The 23,360-nt window shown below is 75.1% G+C and carries 18 protein-coding genes; 13 read left to right on the top strand and 5 right to left on the bottom strand.

Annotated features, from left to right (window positions below; all coding sequences use genetic code 11):
- Window positions 1-12 precede the first annotated feature (12 nt).
- Window positions 13-261 carry a SpoIIE family protein phosphatase gene (locus OG624_RS00575; RefSeq protein ID WP_051764032.1) on the top strand — a complete coding sequence of 83 codons (249 nt, stop codon included), beginning with the start codon at window positions 13-15 and terminating at the stop codon, window positions 259-261.
- 165 nt (window positions 262-426) lie between these two features.
- A complete protein-coding gene (locus OG624_RS00570) occupies window positions 427-846 on the top strand; it encodes a hypothetical protein (RefSeq protein ID WP_033226938.1) in 420 nt (139 codons plus the stop codon).
- Window positions 847-1,048: 202 nt separating this feature from the next.
- Here the strand turns inward: OG624_RS00570 and OG624_RS00565 are convergent, their stop codons facing one another.
- Entirely contained in the window at window positions 1,049-2,038 is a 990-nt protein-coding gene (locus OG624_RS00565) for a phospholipase D (RefSeq protein ID WP_033226951.1), read from the bottom strand.
- A 617-nt stretch (window positions 2,039-2,655) separates the two neighbouring features.
- On the opposite strand from OG624_RS00565, the gene OG624_RS00560 reads away from it, so the two are divergent.
- From OG624_RS00560 to OG624_RS00525, 8 genes are all read left to right on the top strand, one after another.
- A complete protein-coding gene (locus OG624_RS00560; RefSeq protein WP_030774783.1) occupies window positions 2,656-2,844 on the top strand; it encodes a thiazolylpeptide-type bacteriocin in 189 nt (62 codons plus the stop codon).
- A gap of 22 nt (window positions 2,845-2,866) precedes the next feature.
- A complete protein-coding gene (locus OG624_RS00555) occupies window positions 2,867-3,049 on the top strand; it encodes a thiazolylpeptide-type bacteriocin (protein ID WP_033226940.1) in 183 nt (60 codons plus the stop codon).
- Window positions 3,050-3,374: 325 nt separating this feature from the next.
- On the top strand, window positions 3,375-6,164 hold the full coding sequence (locus tag OG624_RS00550; protein WP_371638842.1) for a lantibiotic dehydratase: 2,790 nt from the start codon (window positions 3,375-3,377) through the stop codon (window positions 6,162-6,164).
- Window positions 6,161-7,384, top strand: coding sequence for a lantibiotic dehydratase C-terminal domain-containing protein (locus OG624_RS00545; RefSeq protein ID WP_371638841.1), 1,224 nt, complete (start codon window positions 6,161-6,163; stop codon window positions 7,382-7,384). The genes OG624_RS00550 and OG624_RS00545 overlap by 4 nt, the downstream gene beginning before the upstream one ends.
- Entirely contained in the window at window positions 7,381-9,270 is a 1,890-nt protein-coding gene (locus tag OG624_RS00540; RefSeq protein ID WP_371638840.1) for a hypothetical protein, read from the top strand. The genes OG624_RS00545 and OG624_RS00540 overlap by 4 nt, the downstream gene beginning before the upstream one ends.
- Window positions 9,267-11,228, top strand: a complete 1,962-nt coding sequence (locus OG624_RS00535; RefSeq protein WP_371638839.1) for a TOMM precursor leader peptide-binding protein — start codon at window positions 9,267-9,269, stop codon at window positions 11,226-11,228. The genes OG624_RS00540 and OG624_RS00535 overlap by 4 nt, the downstream gene beginning before the upstream one ends.
- A gap of 29 nt (window positions 11,229-11,257) precedes the next feature.
- Window positions 11,258-13,024, top strand: a complete 1,767-nt coding sequence (locus OG624_RS00530; RefSeq protein WP_371638838.1) for a thiopeptide-type bacteriocin biosynthesis protein — start codon at window positions 11,258-11,260, stop codon at window positions 13,022-13,024.
- Window positions 13,025-13,616: 592 nt separating this feature from the next.
- The gene (locus OG624_RS00525) at window positions 13,617-15,944 is read left to right on the top strand and encodes a DUF6777 domain-containing protein (protein ID WP_371638837.1); all 2,328 of its coding nucleotides are present in this window, start codon (window positions 13,617-13,619) and stop codon (window positions 15,942-15,944) included.
- 416 nt (window positions 15,945-16,360) lie between these two features.
- On the opposite strand, the gene OG624_RS00520 is transcribed toward OG624_RS00525, so the two are convergent.
- A complete protein-coding gene (locus OG624_RS00520) occupies window positions 16,361-17,281 on the bottom strand; it encodes a LysR family transcriptional regulator (protein ID WP_371640808.1) in 921 nt (306 codons plus the stop codon).
- Between the two features lie 108 nt (window positions 17,282-17,389).
- Between OG624_RS00520 and OG624_RS00515 the strand changes: the two genes are divergently transcribed.
- The 3 genes from OG624_RS00515 to OG624_RS00505 are packed head-to-tail and all read left to right on the top strand — an operon-like array spanning window position 17,390 to window position 20,098.
- On the top strand, window positions 17,390-18,367 hold the full coding sequence (locus OG624_RS00515; RefSeq protein ID WP_237545556.1) for a zinc-binding dehydrogenase: 978 nt from the start codon (window positions 17,390-17,392) through the stop codon (window positions 18,365-18,367).
- Window positions 18,368-18,371: 4 nt separating this feature from the next.
- Entirely contained in the window at window positions 18,372-19,025 is a 654-nt protein-coding gene (locus OG624_RS00510; protein ID WP_051763943.1) for an NAD(P)-binding oxidoreductase, read from the top strand.
- On the top strand, window positions 19,025-20,098 hold the full coding sequence (locus OG624_RS00505; protein ID WP_371638836.1) for a DUF7405 family protein: 1,074 nt from the start codon (window positions 19,025-19,027) through the stop codon (window positions 20,096-20,098). The genes OG624_RS00510 and OG624_RS00505 overlap by 1 nt, the downstream gene beginning before the upstream one ends.
- A gap of 122 nt (window positions 20,099-20,220) precedes the next feature.
- On the opposite strand, the gene OG624_RS00500 is transcribed toward OG624_RS00505, so the two are convergent.
- The 3 genes from OG624_RS00500 to OG624_RS00490 form a co-directional block, all read right to left on the bottom strand.
- Entirely contained in the window at window positions 20,221-21,054 is an 834-nt protein-coding gene (locus OG624_RS00500; protein WP_051763945.1) for a helix-turn-helix transcriptional regulator, read from the bottom strand.
- A gap of 119 nt (window positions 21,055-21,173) precedes the next feature.
- The gene (locus OG624_RS00495; RefSeq protein WP_033226239.1) at window positions 21,174-22,040 is read right to left on the bottom strand and encodes a helix-turn-helix domain-containing protein; all 867 of its coding nucleotides are present in this window, start codon (window positions 22,038-22,040) and stop codon (window positions 21,174-21,176) included.
- A gap of 440 nt (window positions 22,041-22,480) precedes the next feature.
- Window positions 22,481-23,215 (bottom strand): Ldh family oxidoreductase, encoded by a 735-nt coding sequence (locus tag OG624_RS00490; RefSeq protein ID WP_051763946.1) that lies wholly within the window; start codon window positions 23,213-23,215, stop codon window positions 22,481-22,483.
- Window positions 23,216-23,360 lie beyond the last annotated feature (145 nt).

Here is a 23,360-nt window from a genome sequence, read left to right as displayed (position 1 = left end):
ACGGACGGGCCGGTGGTGTGCACGCACCGGTTCACCCACGGCGACGTGCTCCTGCTGGTCACCGACGGACTGGTGGAGGCCCGCGACACCGACGGCGACTTCTACCCGCTCGTGGAGCGGCTCCGCCACCGCTTCGAAGGCCGCCCGGCACCCGGACCCGCCGAGGTCGTCGACTTCCTCAACACCGACCTCCCCCGCCACGCCCGCACCCTCCACGACGACGTCGCGATGCTCGCCATCGCCCCGTACCACCGGACCTGACACCCCCGCACCGCCGGACCTGCCCCCCCCGCCCACCCGACACCCGTCACGCCCGGCCGCCCCCACCCCTGCCGCGGGAGCCGACGACCGGACCCACCACGCGGCCGGGGCCGTCGCACAGGGGCCGGATCCACGAGCCGGTTCCCGACTGCCTAGGCTCCGGCCATGACTACCGACCAGTGGTACGTCCTCATCGAGGAGGACACCCGGACCACCCGACACGCCGACGGTGTCGAATTCAAACTCCATCGCTGGACACTGGCCGCCCGCCACCTGGTCGACGGCACCCGCGAACAGGCCCTCGCCACGGCCGAGGAAGCGGCCCTCAACCACCTGCCGGCCCTCCTGGCCCGCCACGCGAGAGTGGGGGACACCCCCGCCCGCGACGCCTTCCTCACCCCGGACGGCAGCTGGCTGGTCCGGCTCCGACAGCGCCACCGCGAATGCCACATACGCGTCACCGTCGCCCGTCTCGTCCACACACGGGAGGAGACCCAGGCCCCACCGAAGACCCTGAAGGAGAAGCTCCGCCAGGCCCTGGAAGGCCCCGAGCCCACCGTCACCCCCTGGACGCCCAAGGCGTAGACCCGGACACCCGCCGGCCTCGGCCGGGTACCGGCGGACACCACGAAGGCCCCGACATCGACCCGGGGCCTTCGTGCACTTCGCCGACCTACCCCTTCAACGACCCCGACCGCCGGGCGTCACGCCCCTCCCGTCGCACGGGGAAGGGGAGAACCGCCCACCGGACCGGACCCGGACCCGGACTTGGACCCGGGACCGGGTGCTACCGGAACAGGCGGTCACCGGGAACGGCCATCCGATGGGTGGCGCCGTGACGGTTCACCCAGTCACGGATCAGGCCGATCGAGTTGGCGCACTGCCAACCGCCGTCGTAGTCACGCACCCCGGTGAAGGCCCCGTAGCCCGCGATGATGCCGTCCACCCGCCCCTCACCCAGCAACTTGTCCACGTACCAGGGATCGTTGTAGGTCGTCGTCCACGACAGCGTCGCCGCGAGCCGTCCGCCGTCACGGTCCGCCGCGCCCCTCTTCAACTCCGCGCACGTGTAGTACGTGGCCTCCGTGCAGTTGCCGAACCCCTTGGTGATGTCGCTGTCGCCGTAGTCCATCACCCGGCGACCGGCCGGGAATCCGGCACCGGACCGGTCGAACGCACCCTGGGCCCGGTCACGGGTCCCCGTCGTCGTGATCCCCTCCGACGCGCCGAGCCGGCCCTCCAGGCTCTTCCACCCCCGGCCGCCGACGTCCGGGGTACCGCCACCGTGGTACTCGTAGAACCCGTACAGCACCTGGATCCCCGCGGCCGTCAGCCGCTGCGCTTTGTCACGCAGCCCGGCCACGCTGCACCCGCGGTTCTCCCGCTCCCCGCAGTAGTTCGGGTCCTTGATGTCGAGCCAGACCAGCGACAGCCGCCGTCCCTGGTTCGCGTGGGAGAGGATGCGGTCGACCATGCTGTCGAAGCCGGGGCCCAGCCGGTTGTCGCCGGCCGAGGAGCAGTCGTGCCAGGCCCGCCATTCGTTCGGGTTCCACCACGCGCAGACGTCGATCTCGATGCCGTTGGCGCCGTGTGCGAGCGCGGCGTCCACGCCGTCCAGGGTGTCGACGCGGTGCGCGACGGCGTAGATCGGGTGACGCTGGTCGGCGGCCGCCGCCGGGGCCGTGCCGAGCGTGGTGGCGCCGATGACCGCGCACAGGGCCGAGAGCAACGCCAGGAGCATCCGTGGGCCGGCGCGGTGTTCGATGTAAGAGGTCAAGAAACACTCCGTCATGTCGGTGTCCGGATCGGACGGTTCATCTCACCCGACCACATGCCGGCACGCGATAAATGTATGACGAATGAATTCGGTCGGGGGTGTTCCCGGGAATGGCGGGAAACAGCCGCCGCCCTCTGCGCCGTGTGACGGGAAAACGCCCACGGCCGAAAGAGGTGGCGCGGATTCCGGTGCCGTACGAATCGACTCCGCGCGCCGCGCCGTCCACCGGGACGGTCCGGACCGCGGGCCACAGCTTCCCGCCCCGCCGGAAGGTGCCGGGCCGCGACCGTGTGCGGCACCCTGCGCGGACGGCCCGCACGCCGCGCATTCCGCACCCCCGCCGGAAAATACGGAATCCCGCGCTCCCGCAGAACCAGGCCGGCCCCGCGCAATATCGGGGGAGCGGACGCAATGCCGGGGAATCGGCCGGAAATGCTCTGCGGCCGGTTTCGGCCGACGACGGCATCACCGATCGGAACCGGACGCGGAAGGGCGGCGCACATAACCCCCGGGCACTTGCTGCCGTCCGGACGGCATCGCAATATTCTCCCGACGGTCCGGCCGACCGGCATCCCGTGCACTTTCGGCTTTCCCCTTCCACATCCCGGGAGACAGCTATGTCCGACACCGCACACACCCCCGCGGCAGAACTCCACGACCTGGAGCTCGACCTCGGCGACCTCACCGTCACCTCGATGCGGGACACCGCCGCACTGCCCGAGGGCGGGGCGTCCTGGGGCTCCTGCTCCTGCCAGGGGTCGTCGTCCTGCGCCCAGCCGCAGGACGTCACCGCCCTCGAGGTCTGACCCCCTACACGAGAGGCAACCCATGAACGACGCCACGCAGTCCACCGGTTTCGACCTCGACGACCTCGACCTCGGTGAACTCACCGTGACCTCCATGCGGGACACCGTCGCGCTGCCCGAGGGAGGCGCGTCCAACGGCGGCAGCTCCTGTTCCTGCGGCTCGTCCTCCTGTGCCCACCCGCAGCTGCCCGAACTCCCCCTGTAACCGGGGAACACCACCGCACCGCAGCACCACCGCACCGCAGCACCACCGCACCGCAGCACCACCGCACCACCGCACCACCGCACCACCGCGTCACCGCACATCGCACCACCGCGTCACCGCACATCGCACCACCGCGTCACCGCACATCGCACCACCGCGTCACCGCACATCGCACCACCGCGTCACCGCACACCGCGCCACTGCACATTGCACACCGCACCACCGCACCACAGCGCCACCGCGTGACCGTTCGCCAGAGGCTTCCCGCCGGGCCCCGCGCCCGGCGGGAAGCCGCGCGCCGCCCCCACCCACAGGACGGGAACCCATGCCGCAGCCGCGCCCGCACTCCGCCCCCGGCCCCGACGGCTACCGGGTACGGTCCGCGCCCTACGCGCTGGCCCGCGCCACCGTCCTCGCCCACCCGGCCCAGCATCCCGCCGCGGCCGCATTCCGGGACCTGCTGACCCGCCTCCACCGGCTCGACACCGAACTGGCCCTGACCGCCGCACCGCTCTGCGACGACCTCTACGCCGCCCGCGACTCCCATCCCGCCGACTTCCACCGCGACACCGTCCTGCCCCTGCGCCGGGCCCTGCACAACCGCCGCGAACCCCGCCCCGCCCTCCTCGCCCGCCTCGGCGACCTGCCGGCCCGCCTGCCCCGCCTCGCGGCCTGGCTCGCCCTGCGCGCCGACCGCACCACCCTCCTCACCGCCCTCGACACCGCCTGCGGCCCCGCCCTCGACGCCGAACGCGCCGCGCTCGCCGCCCTCTGCCGCGAACCCGCCCTCGCCAAGGCCACCGCCCTGACCAGCGCCGACCTGCTACGCGCCATGAACCGTGCCGCCACCGGCACGGCCGACCGCCGCGCCCGCAAGGAGGAACCCACCGTGCTGCGCTACGCCCTGCGGGCCAGCACCAAGACCAGCCCGCTGTCATGGTTCACGGCGGTCGGATGGGGCCCACTGGCCGGCGACCCGGCCGACGGCCCCGCCCGCCCGGTGACCTCCTGGGGCGCCGCACCCGTCCTCGACGGCCCCCTGCGCTCCGTCGTACGGGCCAACCGCACCCTGACCACCGCGCTGACCCTCGCCCTCCTCGACGCGCCGCACCGGCGCACCACCCTTCCCCACCGCGTCACCAGCACCGCACGGACCGACGGCCCCCGCACCGCCTACACCCGCGACCGGCCCTCCTTCGCCGGCGGCCGCTACCTCGTACCCGGCGAGGACCAGGCCGAGGTGACCTCCGGCGGACCGCTGCGCCTGCTTACCCACCTCGCCGAGAACCCCGTACCCCTCCCGGACCTGACCCGGCACCTGGCCGCGGCGCTCTGCCCGCACGGCCCGGACGACGAGCACGACGGCGGCGACGGGAACGACGGGGGCGACGGGGGCGACGGCGGGGGAGACGGGGGTGACGGGGACGGCAGCGGTGGCGGCCGGGCCGCGGTCGCGGCCTTCCTCGACCGGCTCACCCGCGCGGACCTGCTGGTCCCGCAGCACCCCGTCGCCCCGCAGGACCCCGACCCCCTGCAACGCCTCGGCGCCTGGGTACGCTCCTTCGCACCCGGCCACCCCGAGGACGCCCACCGCGCCGACCGGATCGCCGAACTCGGCGCGCTGACCGCCCGGTTCGCCGCCGCCCCGGCCACCGACCGCCCCGGCCTGCTCACCGCCCTCACCCAGCGCTGGACCGCCGAGCTGGCCGCCGCCGGCCGGCCCGTCCCCACCGGCTCCGCCCCGCTGACCGTCCTGTCCGAGGACGTGATCGCCCCGCGCCCGCCGGTACTCGACGGGTTCCTCGGCGCCGCCGACCACGAGGCCCTCGCCGAGGTCACCGCCCTCGCCGAACTCTTCGACCTCGGCCACCTCGTCCGCCGCGTCCTGCGGGACCGCTTCGTCGAACGCTACGGCCGAGGCGGACGCTGCGCGCACCCCTGGGAGTTCGGCGCCGACGTCACCGCCGCCTGGGAGTCCGCCGGACGCATCGCCCTGCTCGACCCCGCCGACCGCGACGCGTTCCCCACCGAGACCGAACCCCTGGCCCGGCTGCGCGCCGAGATCACCGCCGCCCTGCGCGAGCCCGACAGCCCCCGGGACCGCACCACCCCCGCCGCCCCCGACGAGGCCGTCCTGCCCGCGGACACCCTCAAGACCCTCGGGGAACGACTCCCCGCCACGGCCCTCGAACGCCCCCTCAGCTACACCTACTTCCTCCAACGCGACCCCGCCGCCGGACTGCTGACCGTCAACCACGTCTACGGCGGCTGGGGCCGCTTCACCAGCCGCTTCCTGGACTTCCTCGACCCCCGCGCCACCACCGAGGTGTCCCGGCAGATCCGGCGCGGCCTCGGCCCCGGCGCCCGCCCCGCCCAGATCCGCCCCGTCGGCGGATTCAACGCCAACCTCCACCCCCTCCTGGTCCCCGACGAGATCGGCCCCGACCGCGACCGCACCCCCATCGCCGAGGCCGACCTCGAACTCGTCCACGACGAAGCCACCGACCAGGTCCGCATCCACCTGCGGACCACCGGCGAACCCCTCGACGTGCTCTACCCCGGCTTCCTCGCCCCCGTGCTCCTGCCCGCCCGCATCGCACCCCACCTCGCCGACCACCCCGCCGGCGCCGTCGACCTCCGCCCCCTCGCCCCCCGCCGGACCCTCGACGCACCCGGCGGCCCGGTCACCGTCAGCTCCCGCCTCCGCCACCGCCACGTCATCCTCCAACGCCGCCGCTGGCTCCTGCCGCCCGCCGTCGTGGCCGCCCTGCGCGCCGACCTCGCCGCCGACACCCACCCCCACCGGGTCCCCGCCACCGCCACGGCCGACTGGCGCGCCCGCCTCGGCCTGCCCGAACAGGTCTTCCTCCACCCGGTCGCCGCCGCCCCCACCGGCCGCGCCACCGAAGACTTCCTCAGCCGCCTGACCCGCCCCAAACCGCACCTCGCGGACCTCGGCAACGCCCTGCACCTGCGCTGCCTGGCCAAATGGCTGTCCCGACACCCCGACGGCGTCGTCCTGGAGGAGGCACTGCCCGCCCCCGGCGGCCTGCCCGCACCCACCCGGGCCGTCGAACTCGCCCTGGAGGTCTACCGGGACGGACGCCCACGATGACCCACCCGACCGGCCCGCAGCACCACGACAGGAGCGCACCGGACATGCCGTCCCCCGACCCCGAAGCCACCCCGGGACCAGAGACCCGCGACCACGGCGCGCTGGACGTCGCCGCCTACTACCACCACCCGGTCAAAGCCCCGCTGCTGCGCGAGGTCATGCTGCCCCTGGCCACCGCCGCCACCGCCGACGGCACCACCGCCCACGTCGAGCGGCACTGGCTCCACGGCCCGCACCTGCGGCTGCGCCTGCAGGGCAGCGACCCCGCCGCCGTCGCCGACACCGCCCGGGCCGCCGCCGCCCGCATCCGCACCTGGCTGCGCGCACACCCCTCCCACAGCGACCTCGACCGGGCCCAACTCCTGCAACAGGCCGCCGAGGCCGGGCGCGCCGAACTCCTCCCCCCGCCCTACGGGCCCGTCCACCCCGACAACACCACCCGCATCGAACCCGTCGACCGGAGACCGGTACGGGGCCTGCTCGGAGCGGACGGGACCCGCCTGCGCGAGGACCTGCTGCACTCGGGCCTGGACGCCCTACGGGCCGGCGCCGACTTCCTCGGCCGGCACGGGGACACCGACCGGGCCCGGCTCCGCCTCGCGGTCACCGCCCTGGCCGCCCACGCCTGCGCCCACCCCGGCGGCCTGACCGGCGGACACTGGTCCTACGTCTCCCACCTGGAGGACTTCCTCCTCCACGACGACCCCGACGGAAGACTCCGCGCCACCTTCGAACGCCACGCGCAAGCCGCCGGGGACACCGTCACCGCCCTCGTCGCACGCATCGCCGACGGACACACACACGACTGGGAACAGGCCTGGGCCGACTTCTCCCGCGACGCCTGGCAACTCACGGCCCGCCGCCACGCCGCCGGCGCCGACCTCCACGGAAACCCCCTCGCCTACCGGACCCGGGCGGCCGCCACCGGCGACGCCGCCGCCCACGAACGCTGGAACCAGGACATCCGCACCCGCTACAGCGAGTTCCACCGACTGCTGCGCCGCGCCGACCCGCAGGGCACGATGTGGAGCCGCCCCGACTACCTCATCCACCGGGCCTGCACCAACGCCCTGTACCGGCTGTTGACCGTCTGCGACGTCCGCCCCCTGGAGCGCTACCTCGCCGCGCACCTCGTCGTCCGCGCCGTGCCCGCCCTGACCGGCTGCGACTGGCGCACCGAGATCGGCGCCGTCATCGACGCGGTGGAGGCCCGCACATGACCGGCGAACCCACCACCCACGACACCGAGAACACCGCGGTCCCCGCCGATGCCGCCGAGGACACCGGTGGCACCGGCGCCGCCGGCGGGGACCGCGCGAGCGACGGCGGCCGGCCGCACCCCGGCGACCGACTGCGCCCCGGCACCGCCGTCACACCGCTGCGCGCCGGCCTGCACCTGCGGGGGCGGCGCGGCAGCCTCACCCTGGAAGGCAGCACCGCCGTCCCCGTGGTGTGGGGCCTGCTGGAGGAACCCCTGCGCACCGGGGGCCTCGCCGGATTCCGGGACGGCCTGGAGCCCGGATCGGCCGTCCGCGCCGCCACCGACACCCTCCTCGACCGGCTCGCCGACCACGACCTCCTCCTCCCCGCACCACCCGCCGCCCCCCACCCCCACCCCCACCCCGCCGTCGCACGGTGGATCGACGCCACCGCCGCGCACCCCGACGCCGCGGCCGCCCTCCTGGCCACCGCCCGGGCCGAGGTCCTGGCCTCCGACCCGAACTCCCCGACCGCCACCGCCGCCGTACGGGCGCTGACCGCAGGCGGTGTGCCCGTCACCCTCACCCCCGACCCGGACCTGCCCCCGGACCGCATCCTGCTGACCGTCCGCGGCACGGGCCCGGACCGGGCGGTCGCCGCCGGACGGGGCGGCGCCACCGGATACGTGACCGCCCCCGGCAGCACCGCCCAGGCACGCGCCGACGCAGCGGCCCTCGAAGCCCGCCTCACCCACACCGCCGTCGAGCCGCAACCCCGAAGGATCCCGGGCACGTTCGCCGCGCTGCTGGCCGGCGCCGCCGCGCACCGGCTGCTGTGCGCGGCCGCCCGCCTGCCCGACCCGGCCACCGAGGCCGACGACCCGCGGCTGCTCCCCGGCATCCCCACCGTCCTCCTCGCCGACGCCCGCCCCGCGCGCGCCGACCACTACAGCTGGCTCGGCCCCGAACGGATCGACGCGGACCGCCACGTCCACCTCGCGCCCCCGACCGGACTCGCCGAGGCACTGCGGCGGATCACCGCCCTCGGCGAGCACCGCTGCGGACCCCTGCCCGCACCCCTGCCGGGGGACCTGCCCCAACTCCCCGTCCCCCTCGCCACCTGCACACCCCCCGCCCCCGCCGCCGGGCACGCCACCACCCCCCGCACCCTGACCGGCGGCGGGCCCCGCCTCGACCTGGCCCGCCTCGAACTGTTCTGCCGCGCCGCCGAACTCCTCCTCGGGGAAACCGCGTTCACCGTCGGCGCCGACCCCGGGCACGCCCGCGGCCGCGCCCTGCGCCACACCGCCGCACGCCGCCTCGCCGCCGCCCCGCACGACCGTCCCCCGACGGACCCGGCCCACTGGTCCGGCCACCCGCAGCTGCGCCACTGGTGGACGACCCTCACCGGCCGGCTCGCCGTCCCCGCACGACTGGAGGTGCACCGGGCGGCCCCCCACGCACACGCCTACCGGGCCGTGGTCCGCCGCATCCCGCACGAGCCGGGGCCGGGGTACGGGCCGGGCCCGCTGCTCGGCGAGGCCGTCGAGGCCACCCCCGGCGACGCCGCCGCCTTCGCCGCACTGGCCGCCGTCACCACCGTCCGCACCGCCGCGGCCGCAGCGCCCGGCGGCGCCCCGCCACCGCCCTCCGGGGGCGCGGCCGCCCCGCTGGCGGCGGCCGGAGTGCCCACCGCCGCCTGGGAGGACCCCGGCTGGACCGGCGGCTGGCTCGCCGACCTGGCCGGACGTGAGGAAGCCCTCCAGGACACCCTGCACCGGCTGTACGGAGCCGGGCCCGCGACCACACCACGCGCACCGGCACCGCCTGCACGGGACTTCGGCCTCGCGGGCCTGCTGCGCTCCTTCGGCTTCACCGTGCTGCACACCCCCGAGGAGGCCCGATGACCCGTCCCGCCACGGCCCCCACCCCCGCCCCCACCCCCGCCCCTGCGGCCGCGGCCGGTCCGGGCCCCGTCCCCGTCCTGGATGCCGCCGCGGCACTGGCGGCCACCACCGGCCGGGCCGCCGTCGTACTGACCCGCTGGACCCTCGGTCTCGCCGAGGAACTGAGCCGCCACGCCCTGCACCGGCCCGTGACCCTGGTCCCGGTGCGCTACGACGGCCCGCTCGCGGTGATCGGACCGGTGCTCCGGCCGGGCGCCGCCGCCTGCCTCGTCTGCACCGAGTACCAGCGCCTGGCGACCGCGGGCGGCCGGGTTCCGTGGCAGAGCCCGCAGCTGACCCTGGCCGGTGTCCCCTCACCCGCCCTGACCCCGGCCGTGGAGGCCCTCGTCCACGACCTCCTCGACCCCGACCCCGACCCCGACCCCGACCCTGACGCGGACGCGGACGCGGGCACGGCCGTCGTCCACCTCGTCCACCAGGGCCGCGGCTCCTGGTCCACCCACCACGTCCGCCCGGTCGGCGGCTGCGACGTCTGCCACCCGCTGCCCTCCGACACACGGACACCGCTCCACCCCCTGCCCCGCGGACCCCGCCCGCTGCCCGACCCGACCGTCCTGCGCGGCCCCAACCCCCGCACGAGCGGCACCGCACTGCGCACCGCCCTGCACGACGAACGCTTCGGCCCCGTCCGGCTGCTGCGCCGCTCCGAGGACTCGGCGTTCAGCCTCACCAGCGCGATCGTCACCGACGGCAGATCCCTCGACGACGGCGGCCACGGCCGGGCCCGTACCTTCCCCGACAGCGAACGCATCGCCCTCTTCGAGGCCGTCGAACGGTACGCGGGCATGCGCCCCACCGGCCGCCGCACCGACCTGCTGGCCTCCTACGCCGAACTGGGCCCCGCCCGCGCCCTGGACCCCGCACGGCTCGGCCTGCCCGACCCCGCCCACCACGGCCACCCCGCCTCACCCACCGTCCCCTACACCCCGGACCTGCCGCTCCACTGGGTACAGGGCTGGTCCCTCACCCACCGCAGGCCCACCGCCGTCCCCGAACACGTCGCCTACTGGGACGTGCCGGGAGCGGACCGGCCACGCGTCGTGTACGAGTCCTCCAACGGCTGCGGCCTCGGCAACAGCCCCGAAGAGGCCGCCCTGTACGGGCTGTTCGAGGTCGCGGAACGCGACGCCTTCCTCATGGCCTGGTACGCCGCCACCCCGCTGCGCCGCATCCACCCGCCGGCCGACGACACCGACACCCTGATGCTCGCGGACCGGGCGGCCGCCGCCGGCTACCGGCTCCTGCTCCTGGACGCGACCAACGACTTCGCCGTCCCGGCCGTCCTGGCGGTCTGCCGCTACGAGGGCGGCCACCCCGACGCACCGCGGATGTTCCTCGCGGCCGGCGCCCACCACGATCCCCGCACCGCCATCCGCTCCGCCGTCGCCGAGGTCGTCACCAACGTGCTGGAGGCACCGCACCGCTCCTTCGCCGAAGGAGGGCCACGCGATGCCGGACGCCTGCGGCCCATGCTGGAGCACCCCGAACTCGTCCTCACCCTCGACGACCACGTCGGGCTGAACACCCTGCCCCAGGCCGCCCCACGCCTGGAGTTCCTCCTCGCCGACACCCCGGCCACGACGGTCGAGGCGGCCTGGCCCGGCGCCCCCGCCCCGGTGCCCGACCTCTCCGGCCTCCTGACACGGACCGTCGCCCGGCTGGCCCGGGCCGGACTGGAGGTCGTCACCGTCGACCAGAGCGAGCCGGGGCTGCGCGAACGGTTCGGCCTGCACTGCGTGAAGGTCGTCGTCCCCGGCGCGCTCCCCATGACCTTCGGACACGTCAACCGGCGCACCCTCGGCCTGCCCCGGCTGCTGGAAGTGCCCCACCGCCTGGGCCGCACCGGCCGGCCGGTCCACCACGGCGAACTGCCCCTGCACCCGCACCCCTTCCCCTGACCCGACACGCGAGGCGAGGACCGGACGACGTGACGACGACCGACAACCACACCGGCACCGGCACGACCGCCGCCGCCGGCATCTGGCAGAGCCACCACCTCTTCCTGCACTCCACCACCGAGGACACCGACCGCTTCCTGACCCGGGACGCGGCCCCCCTCCTCGACCGGCTCGTGACCACCGGCCAAGCCACCGACTGGTTCTTCATCCGCTACGGGCAGGACGGCCCCCACCTCCGCATCCGCGTCCGCACCCCCGCAACCGCGCCCGCGACCGCCGCGGACCCCACCCCGCTCCAGGACCTGCCGGACCTGCCGGACCTGCCGGACCTGCTGGCCCGGCTCGCCCGCCAGGTGCCCGCCGTCCCCGGCCCCTGGCCCTCCCGGCACGCCGAGATCCACGCCGTGCCCTACGTACCCGAGACCCGGCGCTACGGCGGACCGCGGGCCCTGCCCGTCGCCGAGGCCCTCTTCGCCGCCTCCACCCGCACCGCCCTCGACGTACTGCGGGCCCTGCCCGCCACCACCACGGCCGCATCCCGCCTCACCGCCGCCGCGGACCTCGCGCACACCACGGCGTACGCGCTCGGCATGGACCCGCTCGCCGCCGCACGCCGGCTCCGCGCGCACGCGGCCGGCTGGCGCTGGGTCACCGAGGTGCCGCTGCTGCCCGCCGCCGCCGTCCACACCCGGGTCAACACCGTCCACGCCGCGCAGCGCACGACCCTCGCGGCGCGCGCCGCGGACCTGCGCGAGCGCCTGAACGCCGGCACCGCGGCGCCCTGGCTCGCCTACTGGGCCGAACAGGTCCGGGAGGCCGACGCGGCGCTCGACGGCCCCGACGAACGGACCCGGGCCGAGATCTGGGGCTCCCAACTGCACATGCTGTTCAACCGGCTGGGAGTGAGCCCCGACGAGGAACGGGCCGTGTGCCGGCTGGCCGCGCGCACCCTGCTGGAGACGGACGGACCGGCGGGCTTCTTCCCGCCCGGCCCCGCCGCCCCCGACCTGCAGTACCTGGAGCGCAGCAAGTTCCAGATCGGCCGCGGCGAGGACTCGGCACTGCGCCCCCTGCCCGCCCCGGCCCCGGCACCCGCCCCGGCACCCGACCCGGCCGGGCCCACCGAGATCCCGCTCCCCGCCGACCCGTTGCCCGCCGTCCCCCTGGCCGAAGTACTCGCCGCACGCTCCTCGCTGCGCGGCGCCCTCACCGGCCCCCTCGACACCGGCACGCTCGGCGCCCTGCTGTGGCACTCCCTCGCCGAGAGCGGCCGCAGCGAACAACACCTCGCCGACGGCACGACCCGTACCCTGGCCCACCGCCCCTACCCCAGCGCGGGCGCCCTCCACACGGCACGCGTCCGCCTCCTCGTCCTCGACGTGGCCGGGCTCCCCGCCGGCACCTACGACTGCGTCCCCGAACGCCGGACCCTGCGCCGCATCGGCCCGGCGGCCCCGCTCGCGGACATCACCGCCCTGTCGACCTACCTCTCGCGCCCCTCCACCGACCCGGACTGGATCGGCATCGCACAGGCACCGGTACTCCTGGCCCTCTACGTCGACCTCGGCCTGCTGCGCCGCCGCTACGGACTGCGCGCACTGCGCCTGGCCCTGCTGGAGACCGGCCACCTGGCCCAGACCCTGCTGCTCACGGCGTCGGCCCTGGGCCTGGGCGGGACCACCCTGGGCGGCTTCCACGACGACCTGGCCCACGAACTGCTCGGACTCCACGACCCGGACCAGCCGCTCCAGTACCTCCTTCCCCTCGGCCGCAGCCCGCACCGCCACGGCAGCTGACCACGACACACGACGGAGCCGCACCGCACCGCACCCGGCGCCAGGGCGGGAACGCCCGGCCCGGCCCTGCCCGGCCCGGCACACGGGGTGCCGGGCAGGGACACCGCCGACCGTCACCCTCGACCTTGATCTGTCAAGTCCCGAAAGGTCGCGGCATGACGGAGTGCGGGGGAGCGGGGCCTACTCAGGAGATGGACGCACGCGTAGTGGACGGTCCCCGCCGGGGCGTTCTCGGACGTCCGGGCCCCACCTGCGGGATGTGGAGGCGTTGACGGTTCGGAAGGAGTGAGCGCATGCGAGTCACCACGGTTTACCCACTGCCCTGTGCCGGGGGGCGAGCGTCGTGAATTCCCTGCCCCCTTCCTCCGAGCAGCCCACCGGCCCGCCGCCCGGCCCCTTGTCCGGCCGAAGCTCACATCCGGAGCCCCCGCCCCCGCCCCCGCCGCCCCCACCGGGCCCTCCGCCGCCCACCGGGCCCCCGTCGGGCCCCCTCCCGGTCTCCTCCGGCGGGTTCCCACCACCGCCGGCGGACGGCGGCGGCCGCGTTCGCGGACGGCGGTCGCGCAGGATCCTGCTGAGCGCGAGCACGGCGGTGGCCGTGGTCTCGGCGGTGGTCCTCGGCTTCACCGTGCTGGGCGGGAACACCGCCGCGGGCGGCGAGGTCTTCCTCCAGGCCGCCCCGGAGGCCGGACCCGACCCGTTCACCCCCTCGACGGCCACACAGGCCGAGAGCGTCGCCAACGCCATGCCCATGAACACGGGCGCGAACACGAAGGACGGTACGAGCACCAAGCGCACCGAGGCCACCACGGACGGCACGGACGGTGCGCGCACGCTCGAGGTCGACGGCGGGTACCCAGGGCTGTACGGCGGCACGCGGAACGTCGCGAGCTGCGACGTCGAGAAGCAGATCCGCTTCCTCACCCGGCACCCGGACAAGGGCAGGGCGTTCGCCGTCTCGCTGGGCGTCCGGCAGGCCGGGATCCCCTCGTACCTGCGGTCGCTGACCCCCGTCCGACTGGGTTGGGACACCAGGGTCACCAACCACGGATACCGGGACGGCGCGCCCACCAGCTACCAGGCGGTCCTGCAGGCCGGTACCTCCGTGCTGGTCGACGCCCAGGGCGTGCCCCGGGTCCGCTGCGCCTGCGGCAACCCCTTGGACCCGCCCGTCGCGGTCAGGGGCCGGCAGACGTACAGCGGCGCGAAGTGGTCCTCGTTCCGCTCCACCGGCCTCGTCGCCGTCAAGCCCGCCGTGAAGCCGGTCAAGACCGTCACGGTCTTCGACCAGGACGGCAAGGAATGGTACGAGCGCCCGAGCGGAGCGGCGCGGGGCGAGCCCGACCGCGCGGTCCCGCCCCCGAAGGGCCAGACCCCCGGCTCCGCCTACCCGGTCCTGCCGGCGGCCCACCCGGGAACGGGCCGCCCACCCCCCGCCACGACCCCGAACCGGCCCCCGGGCGACGCCCCGGGGCAGGAGCCGGCCCCGCCCTCGGGCCGGAAGCCGGGCACGGACCCGGACGAGAGCCCGCAGAAGGCGCCGGGCCAGGACTCCGGCACGGACCCGGGCAAGGCCCCCGAGAAGGAACCGGGCCAGGACCCGGCGAAGGAACCGGGCCAGGACCCGGTGAAGGAGCCGGGCCAGGACCGGGAGAAGGAGCCGGGCCGCAAGCCTGACAAGGCGCCCGGACCGGACACGGGCAAGCAGCAGGACCAGGCCCCGGACAAGCCCCCCGCGGAGGCCCCGGCCAAGGACCCTGACGAGGCTCCCGCCAAGGACCCGGGGAAAGCACCCGACCAGGCTCCTGACCAGGCCCCCGCCAAGGAGTCGGGCAAGGACCCGGGGAAGGCCCCCGACCAGGAGCCGGGCAAGGACCCGGCCGAAGACCCCGGCAAGGAGCCGGGCGAACAGCCGGGCAGGGACCCCGGCCAGGAGCCAGGTGAGAAGTCCGATCAGGCTCCAGGGAAGGTGCCCGGCCAGGAGTCGGGCAAGGACCCGGGCAAGGACTCGGGTCGGAAGTCGGGCCAGGAACCGGCGAAGGTGCCTGGTCAGGAACCGGGGAAGGCTCCCGACCAGGAGCCGGACGAGGACCCGGAAAAGGCGCCCGGCAAGGAGCCGGGCAAGGGTCCGGTGAAGGACCGGGGCCAGGAGTCGGGCAAGGACCCGGCGAAGGTGCCCGGTCAGGGGTCGGGCAAGGAGGACTCGGGTGAGAAGTCGGGCCACACTCCGGCGAAGGTGCCTGGCCAGGAGTCGGGGAAGGAGCCTGGCCAGGAGTCGGGTGGGAAGTCGGGCCACACTCCGGGAAAGGTGCCCGGTCAGGGGTCGGGCGAGGATCCGGCGAAGGACTCGGGTCGGAAGTCGGGCCAGGACCCGGCGGAGGCGCCTGGTCAGGACCCGGGGACGGACTCGGGGGAGAAGCCGGGTCACACCCCGGGGAAGGTGCCCGGTCAGGAGTCGGGCAACGATCCGGCGAAGGACCGCGGTCAGGGGTCGGGCAAGGCGCCCGGAACGGGCGCGGGCGAGGAGCGTGGCCAGGCCCCGGACACGGCTCCCGGGAAGGCGCCGGACTCCGGCCGTGACCCCGGGAGGGCCCCCGGCCACGACACGGGCAAGGGGACCGGCCAGAACTCCGGGCGCCCGCCGGGCCAGGCTCCGGACACGGCCCCCGGGAAGGCGCCGGACTCCGGCCGGCAGCAGGGCAAGGCCCCGGACAAGGGAGCCGGCAACGTTCCCGGAACGGCCCCCGGGAACGAGCCGGTCAAGAATCAGGGCCAGGACTCCGGCTCCGGCTCGGGCACCCGCTCGGGGAAGTCACCGGGGAACGGGCCGGGCGGGAGCACGGGTGCGAACCCCGGCGGCGACCCGGGGCGGCAGCGAGGCGGGGATCATGGCGGCGACCCGGGGGAGCAGCCCCGATGATCCGGCGGTCCGGTGGTCCGTGTTCCCGGGCGACGACGCCCCGACCGGGCCACCGCCGGGCCGAGGCCCGCGGTGGCCGCGCCGCACGTGGGCGACGACAGCCGTACCGTCGTCCTCGACGGCCTGATCCCGTCAGGGGAGCGGGGTTCCGCGCACCGCCGGTGATCCCGCGGACCGGGCCCGCCCAGGGGCACCCTCCGACAGCACGGCCCGCCCGCGTCCTGCGACGCACCGGAGGCCGAGGGTGCTCCTGCGCCCCTCACCCGCCGGCCCCGGCTCCGGCCCCCACCCCGGACGACCCCGACCCCGGGCCCCGACCCCGGGCCCCGACCCCGGGCCCCGACCCCGGCTCCGGCCCCCACCCCGGACGACCCCGACCCCGGCTCCGGCCCCGACCCCGGTCCCGCGTCGCGACGTCATGGCGTCGCCGATGCGTCGTCCAGCCATCCCGCCTCCCGGGCCGCGTCCAGCGCGGCATTCGTGAAGTGCGTGACGATCGGTGACGGCGAGGTCTCCGGGAGCACCAGGTGGGTGGCGAGCGGTCGGGTCCCGTCGGCGAGCGGGACCCAGCGCAGCCAGCCCGGCAGTTGGTCGCCGGACGACGCGGCGACCAGACCCACCGTGCGGGCGTCCCGCAGCACGCTCTGCGTGGGGTCGAAGGCCATCGGGCGCTCCGTCAGCCGTGGCACCAGGCCGGCCCCGCGGAAGACCGCCAGCACCTCGTCGTAGTGGCCGGGGTTGGCCTGCCGTTCGTGGAGCACCAGCGGGAACGCCGCGACCTCGGCCAAGGTGAGCTCGCGCCGTGCGGCCAGCGGATGGGCGGCCGCCAGGAGCACCCCGCGCGGTTCGGTCCGCACCAGCAGCAGCCGGACGCCCGCCACCACCTCCGGCGAACGCGCGATCCCGGCGTCCGCCCGCCCGTCGAGCACCGCGTGCGCGATGTCGGGGGTCCGCAGCACCTCGGCGGCGACCTGGACGTCCGGCAGCCGCACCCGCAACGCCTCCACCAGGCTCGGCACGGTCCCGTACCCCGTGCTGGTGCTGTACACCAGGCGCAACCGGCCCAGCTCGCCGCGCCCCGCCCGCCGGGCCGCCTCCCACACGTCCTCCAGCGCGGCGAGCGCACCCGCACCGCGCTGGTACACGGCCTGGCCGGCCTCCGTGAGGCGCACGACACGGGTGGTGCGGTGCAGCAGCAGCACCCCCAGCCGGCTCTCCAGCCGGCGGATCTGTGTGCTCAACGCCGGTTGCGCGATGTGCAGTCGGGCCGCCGCCCGGGTGAAACTGCCCTCCTCGGCCACGGCCAGGAAGTACCGCAACAGTCTCGCCTCGGGCATGGTCACCCCGTCATCGTAGGGGCCACCGCCCCATTCATACCCGGGAGTTATGAACCGAGACAGAGCTGGTCTTTCCCTCCCGGCCGCGGCCCTGCCTACGGTCGACGCATGACCTCTTCCCGCACGACTCCCGCCTCCACGCGCCCCGTTCCGCCGATCCTCCCGCAGCGGATGCGCGCCTGGATCGGCACCCCCGACGGCCCCGACCTGCGCATCGTGGCCCTGCCCGAACCGGCCCCGGACCAGGCGCTGGTGAGCGTCGCGGCCTTCTCCGTCAACCGCGGCGAACTGAACCTGTTCCGGCGCCGCGCCGAGGGCTGGCGGCCCGGGCAGGACCTGGCCGGGACCGTCGTACGGGCCGCGGCCGACGGCAGCGGACCCGCCGCCGGTACCCGGATCGCGGCGATGAACGACTTCGGCGGCTGGGCCCGGTACGCGGCCGTCCCCGTCGACCGCCTCGCCGTCCTGCCCGACGCGGTGGCCTTCACCGAGGCGGCCACCCTCGGCGTCGCCGGACTGACCGCCCTGCGCGCCCTGCGCCGCGGCGGGCCGCTGCTGGGCCGCCGCGTCCTGGTCACCGGCGCGAGCGGCGGCGTCGGCTCCTTCGCCGTGCAACTGGCCGCCGCCGAGGGCGCCGAGGTGACCGCGCTGACCGGCACCCACCGCGACCTCGACCTGAAGGCCCTGGGCGCGCACCACGTCGTCACCTCCCTCGCCGACACCGACGGCGACTTCGACGTGATCCTCGAATCCGTGGGCGGGGAGGTGCTGGTCACGGCGCTCAAGCGGCTGTCGGCCTTCGGCCACATCGTGGTCCTGGGCACCTCCTCCGGCCGCACGGCCAGCCTCAGCATCTCCTCCTTCGTGCCCCACGCACGCCAGACCCTGCACCCCTTCTGGGTGTTCGGGTCCGGCGAGCCCGTCGGCGAGGACCTGGAACTGCTCGTCCGCCTCATCGACCTCGGCCGGCTGCGACCGGTCCTGGGCCACCAGGACGCCTGGGAGCGGCTCCCCGAGGTGATGACCTCGCTGCGCGAACGCCGGATCGCCGGCAAGGCCACCCTGCTCGTCCACGACGGGGCGTGAGGGCATGGCACGGATCGTCGTCGTCGGCTCGCCCTACCGGGCCGGCAGCGGGAGGATCATCGCCGCGACGGCGGCCGAACGGGGCCACACGGTCCGCTACGTCGGCGACCTCGGCGACCCGGCCCGGCCGGAGGACCTCGGCGAACCGACCGACGCAGCAACCGTGTGGGAAGGCGCCGACGCCGTCGTGCTCGTGCCCCGGCGCGGGGACGCCCGGGTGCACACCGAACGGGCCACCCACGTGCTGCTGGAGCAGGTCCGCCGCCACGCCCCCGGCGCGCACTTCGTCCTCTTCAGCTCCTTCGCGGTCGGCCACGGACCGGCCCACCCCCTCAACCGGATCGACGACACGCTGCTGCCGGCACGGGTCGCCGCCGAGCGTCTGGTGCGCACGAGCGGCCTGCCCTACACCGTCGTGCGGCCCACCTGGATGACCGACGACCCGCCCGGCAGTCACGCCCTGACCCTGACCCAACACCCCTACGGGGACGGCATGGTGGCCCGCGCCGACATGGCCGCCGCGATCGTCGCGGCCATCGAGGAGCCCGCCGCCCGGTGCACGACCTTCAGCCTGTTCAACGAACCCGGCACCCCCGTGGCCGACTGGGCCGCGGCGTTCGCGGCCCTGCGCCGCGACGAGCCGCAGGAGGAGCTGTGATGCCCCCACGTCCCGCCGCCCAGCACGCCTGGGAGGACACCTTCCGTGCCGACGAGGCCGGCCGCGCCCTGCCGCCCCGCCACCACCGACTGCTGATGCTCGACGTGGTGGGCTCCCCCCTGCCGCGCGACGCCCACCACCTGGAGGCCGCGCTCGGCGCCCTGGAGGAGCGGTACGGGCACGGGCCCGACGGCATCCTGATGTGCCTGGGCTGGGGCCCGGGCTGGTTCGAGCGGCACACACCGCTGCGTTCCCCGGTGGGGCGGCCCGTCCCGATGGCCCGCTGGGAGAACCCGGTGCTGGAGGCGTACGACGCCTGCCTGCACCTGGCCTCCGACCGTCAGGAGACGGTGACGCAGGCCGCCGCGTCGCTCTTCGGTCCCGGACCGCACGACCAGCGCAGGCGCCTGGTGCTGCGCGAGACCCGTGCCGGCTTCGTGGGGGAGGGCCTGCCGGCCGTGCGGCGGCCGCAGGCCGCGATCCCCGCGGACGCCCCGCTGCTGCTGGGCTTCCACTCGGGACTGCGGCGCAACCAGGCCACCGAGGAGGAGGTCTCGATCCTCGAGGGGCCGTTGGCCGGCGGCACGACCATGCACGTCAGCTACATCGTCCTGGACACCGACAGCTGGTACGAGCAGCACGAGGACGAGCGCGCCGCCCTGATGTACTCGCCCCGCACGACCGCGAAGCAGGCGCACGAGCTGGTCGAGGACGCGGAGAGCGACCGTACGGAGCTGGCGGCGGTGGCCGCCGCCCACGGCCGGGTCGGCCATGCCCAGGCGACCGGGCGGGCCCGGCTCGCCGGCCGGCCGCGGATCAACCGCAGGGACTTCGCGACGCTCGACCACGGGGTGCCCGGCACCCACTTCGTGTCCCTGCAACGCACCATGGAGGACTTCCACGCCACCCGGGCGATGATGAACGCGGCCGACGCGTCCACCCACCACGGGGGGATCGGCGTGCGCCGCAACAACGGCATCAACGCGTTCATGGACGTCCGCAGCCGGGCCACCTTCGCCGTGCCCCCGCGCGCGCAGCGCGCCTATCCGGGGCTGCCGGGGCCGCCCGCCTGAGCGGGCCCGGCCCCCGCGCACACCCACCGCCCCCGCACCCGCCGCACCCGCCGCTCCCGCCGCTCCCGCACCTGCCGGGCGACGACCGCCGGGCGAGGGCCTGCGGGTACGGCCGTGGCCGGTCAGCCCGACCGGCCCGAGATCCGGGCGAGCAGGTCGTCCAACGCGGCGCCCGACGCCGAACCGGGTTCCGGGCTGAACACCACGGCCCATTCCCCGTTCTGCGCCCCCTCCTCCAGCACCACCCGGGAGAGCTCCATCGGGCCCACCGCGGGATGCTCGAAACGGACCAGGACCCCGCAGTCCTCCTCGTCCTCGCGTTCCTCGACCGGACGGAACCACAGCTCCGCGAACTCCCGGCTGGTGGCCGCCAGTTCGACCACCATGCACGACAGTTCCTCGTCCGGGTGCTGCTCGCTCGCCCGCCGCAGCGCCCCGACGAGCCCGGCGACCTGGCCCCGCGCGTGCCCGTACAGGGCCCGCGTCGCCCTGTCGAGGAAGAGCATCCGGGCGAGGTTGGGCTGTACGTGCTCCACGGGCCAGTCCAGGTCCCAGGCGAGCAGCGCCTGCCCGGGCAGGTTCCATCCGGTGATGTCGTAGCGGTGGTTGAAGGCGATGACCGGCAGCATGGGGACCGCGCGGGTGAGGTGGCCGAGCCCCCGTAGCCGGGACGTTCCGGGGGAGGCCCCGAGCCGGAACAGTTCGGCCCGGTCGTCGGTGTCGAGGTGCAGGGCCGAGGCCAGCGCGTCCAGGACGGACAGGGACACGCGGCCGGCTCGGCCGTCCTCGATGTCGGTGTAGCGGTCGGCGTCGAGCCCTGCCGCCCGGGCCAGTTCGGCGGGCAGCAGACAGGGCGCGGTCCGCGCCCCCGCGCCCGTCGACACCCCCGTCTGCTCAGGGGCCGTGCGAAGGCGGTGGGAGCGCAGGAACTGGCTGAGGTCGGCGAAGGAGTCCATGGGTCCAGTCTCGGCGAGGCGTTGATCCCCTCGCCTGCCCCTGCTGGTCATCCTCAGCGGGTATTGACGGATTCTCGACTGTATCCGCACCGGCGCCGACGTCCTCGCGGCGAGGGCGCTCAGCCGCCGCCGCGGCCTTCCAGCAGGACGCGCAACGCCTCTTCCTCAAGGGAGGCGGGCTCCGCGTGGTACAGCACGATGCACTGGTCGGGGGAATCGGGAAGGCGCAGACTCTCGAAGGCGAGGGTCAGCTCCCCGACGGCCGGATGGTGGAGATGGCGCGTACCGAACGTCTTGTCCCACACCACGTGCCCCGACCAGATCTCGGTGAACTCCGGGCTCGCCAGGGAGAGACGCTCGATCAGCTCGACCAGTTCCGGGTCGCCCGGGAAACGACCGGCCATCATCCGCAGGTACCCCGCCATCTCGACCGCCTCGTCGTTCCAACGGGGGTAGAGGGCGCGGGCGCCGGGGTGGAGGAAGACGAGCTCGGCCAGGTTCGGCGGCGCGTCCCGGGCCAGGAGCTCCTCGATGTCGATGTGTCCGGAGAACATGGTCCGGGCGAGGGCGTTCCAGGCGAGGATGTCCATCTGCCGGCCCAGCACGACCGCCGGCCCCTGCAGATAGGCCGAGATCATCCGGGCCACCGCGGGCCGCACCTCCTCGGCGGCCTTGGCCGGGCGCGCGAGCTCGGCGGCGCGGGACAGGTTGTGCAGGTGCGCCCGCTCGCCCGCGTTCAGGCGCAACGCGTTGGCGATGGCGTCCAGGACCTCGGGAGAGGCGCTGCGGTTCTGCCCCTGCTCCAGGCGCGTGTAGTAGTTGACGCTGACCTGGGCGATGTGGGCGACCTCCTCCCTGCGCAGCCCCCGCACCCGGCGTCTCTTGCCGTCGCCGGGCAGGCCGATGTCGTCCGGCGTCAGCAGGCTGCGCCGTACCTGAAGGAACTTTCCAAGATCAGAATCTCGAACTCCCGCCGCCCGCTGCATTCTCTTTTCGCCTTTCGCTGCCCGCGCACTGCGCTGAAACATCCGCCGAATACTAGCCGATGGGAACATGGGGAAGTGCCCGTCCGCGGCCGGTCCGATTCACGCCACGGGCCTCCTTACAAAGGAAACCCGGAACAGCGAATTCCGGCCCGTGACGTCCGTCACTCCGCAAGGCCGTGGGCCAAGATCCCATGCCACAAGGCGATTTGGCGAGCAGGGCAGGACCTGCGAGTCCCCCTACGGGGGAACACCGACGACAATTCAGCCAACTGCCGCCGCATTCCCGGGCGGGCCGCCGACGTCGTCGTTACTGGTCACTTACCGTGTAAATCCACCTCGATTGTTGAGGTGTGTACGATTTTTGGTTCGGGTGTGTACCACCTCCCTTCCCGCGTCTTCTCCCACGCGGCCGGTAAATGAAATAAGTCGGGAGTGTTTACTCACGGGTCCTCGGAACGGGTCGGCCGACGCCTGTCCAGCTCCCGTACCGGCGTCACCTTGACCAGAGCCGCGATCCGACCGAGCTCCTCCAGAACCGGAACCGGCAGCGTCAACCGCGGCCGCACCACCCCCGCACCGGCCGGCGCCACCGATACCGACCGCCCCACGCCACCCGCGGCCGCACGGTCCACACACATCAAGAACTGGCTTGTTACCGCCCCCTCCCCAAACCGCCCCACACCCCCCACGGACCCGGCAGCACGCGTGGTGATGACACCGAAGGCGCCACCACGCGCCGCCCGCCCCACGTACCAGGCCGTGATGCCGACATGGCGTGAATGCTGCACCGAGACCGCCGCCGCACCCCGCACCCGGGCCTGCTCCACCGCCCGGTCCACCGCGAAGGCCAACGCGGGCTGTCCCAACCCGTGATGCGCGTCGATCACGGTGACGTCCCCGTACCGGCGCACGATCTCCGGCCGGGCCCCACCGTTGATCGTCCCGCCCCACAACCCCCGCACGTACGGCGGCAGCCGGACCACCCCGTGCCGGGCCGCCCCCGCCAGATCGGCGGCCACCAACACCTCCGCCGTCAACTCCGCGTCCGCCGGGCGGGCACCCGCCGCTTCCAGGGCCGCGCCGACGAACGCCGTCAACTCGTGCCCGGCCACCACCGCCACCAACCCCGACCCGCACCCACGCACCGGCACCGCAGTCGACGTCACCTTGGGCATCCGCCCTCCCTCCTCCCGCTCCCGCACCGGCCCACGACCGGTCCCGGACAAGACAGAAGGCGGACGCCCGGGCAACCGACAGGAAAGTCACCGGACATCCGCCTCCGCCTCCTCGGCGCCCCGCCCGCGGGGGACGGGGCAGGGG

Origin of the sequence: Streptomyces virginiae, from assembly GCF_041432505.1 — a bacterium.
Taxonomy (GTDB): domain Bacteria; phylum Actinomycetota; class Actinomycetes; order Streptomycetales; family Streptomycetaceae; genus Streptomyces; species Streptomyces virginiae_A.
The sequence above is the reverse complement of the archived record's forward strand: the minus strand, read 5'-3'. Positions and strand labels throughout refer to the sequence as shown.